Source organism: Scandinavium sp. UTDF21-P1B (assembly GCF_040750395.1).
In the GTDB taxonomy this organism is placed as follows: domain Bacteria; phylum Pseudomonadota; class Gammaproteobacteria; order Enterobacterales; family Enterobacteriaceae; genus Scandinavium.
The window spans coordinates 1-1,783 of sequence record NZ_JBFLVD010000024.1; the positions used below are offsets into that span (position 1 = coordinate 1).

At 52.6% G+C, this 1,783-nt stretch carries 1 rRNA gene; it reads left to right on the top strand.

The features are described 5' to 3' along the window. Positions 1–197: 197 nt before the first annotated feature. A 16S ribosomal RNA gene (locus tag AB1287_RS17850) occupies positions 198–1,739 on the top strand. Positions 1,740–1,783 lie beyond the last annotated feature (44 nt).

Below are 1,783 nucleotides of genomic sequence, written 5' to 3' on the forward strand. Positions count from 1 at the left end.
GAGGAAAACGTATTATACGGGACCTCGCGACAGAGCGCTAAAGCGCGTCGCAACTGCTCTTTAACAATTTATCAGACAATCTGTGTGGGCACTCAAAGTGACATGGATTCTTAATGTCTCCGGACACTAAATGAATACCAAGTCTTATGAGTGAACACGTAATTCATTACGAAGTTTAATTCATGAGCATCAAACTTAAATTGAAGAGTTTGATCATGGCTCAGATTGAACGCTGGCGGCAGGCCTAACACATGCAAGTCGAGCGGCAGCGGAAAGTAGCTTGCTACTTTGCCGGCGAGCGGCGGACGGGTGAGTAATGTCTGGGAAACTGCCTGATGGAGGGGGATAACTACTGGAAACGGTAGCTAATACCGCATAACGTCTTCGGACCAAAGTGGGGGACCTTCGGGCCTCATGCCATCAGATGTGCCCAGATGGGATTAGCTAGTAGGTGGGGTAACGGCTCACCTAGGCGACGATCCCTAGCTGGTCTGAGAGGATGACCAGCCACACTGGAACTGAGACACGGTCCAGACTCCTACGGGAGGCAGCAGTGGGGAATATTGCACAATGGGCGCAAGCCTGATGCAGCCATGCCGCGTGTATGAAGAAGGCCTTCGGGTTGTAAAGTACTTTCAGCGAGGAGGAAGGCGTTAAGGTTAATAACCTTGGCGATTGACGTTACTCGCAGAAGAAGCACCGGCTAACTCCGTGCCAGCAGCCGCGGTAATACGGAGGGTGCAAGCGTTAATCGGAATTACTGGGCGTAAAGCGCACGCAGGCGGTCTGTCAAGTCGGATGTGAAATCCCCGGGCTCAACCTGGGAACTGCATTCGAAACTGGCAGGCTAGAGTCTTGTAGAGGGGGGTAGAATTCCAGGTGTAGCGGTGAAATGCGTAGAGATCTGGAGGAATACCGGTGGCGAAGGCGGCCCCCTGGACAAAGACTGACGCTCAGGTGCGAAAGCGTGGGGAGCAAACAGGATTAGATACCCTGGTAGTCCACGCCGTAAACGATGTCGACTTGGAGGTTGTGCCCTTGAGGCGTGGCTTCCGGAGCTAACGCGTTAAGTCGACCGCCTGGGGAGTACGGCCGCAAGGTTAAAACTCAAATGAATTGACGGGGGCCCGCACAAGCGGTGGAGCATGTGGTTTAATTCGATGCAACGCGAAGAACCTTACCTACTCTTGACATCCAGAGAACTTTCCAGAGATGGATTGGTGCCTTCGGGAACTCTGAGACAGGTGCTGCATGGCTGTCGTCAGCTCGTGTTGTGAAATGTTGGGTTAAGTCCCGCAACGAGCGCAACCCTTATCCTTTGTTGCCAGCGATTCGGTCGGGAACTCAAAGGAGACTGCCAGTGATAAACTGGAGGAAGGTGGGGATGACGTCAAGTCATCATGGCCCTTACGAGTAGGGCTACACACGTGCTACAATGGCGTATACAAAGAGAAGCGACCTCGCGAGAGCAAGCGGACCTCATAAAGTACGTCGTAGTCCGGATTGGAGTCTGCAACTCGACTCCATGAAGTCGGAATCGCTAGTAATCGTAGATCAGAATGCTACGGTGAATACGTTCCCGGGCCTTGTACACACCGCCCGTCACACCATGGGAGTGGGTTGCAAAAGAAGTAGGTAGCTTAACCTTCGGGAGGGCGCTTACCACTTTGTGATTCATGACTGGGGTGAAGTCGTAACAAGGTAACCGTAGGGGAACCTGCGGTTGGATCACCTCCTTACCTTAAAGAACCTGCCTTTGCAGTGCTCACACAGATTGTCTGAT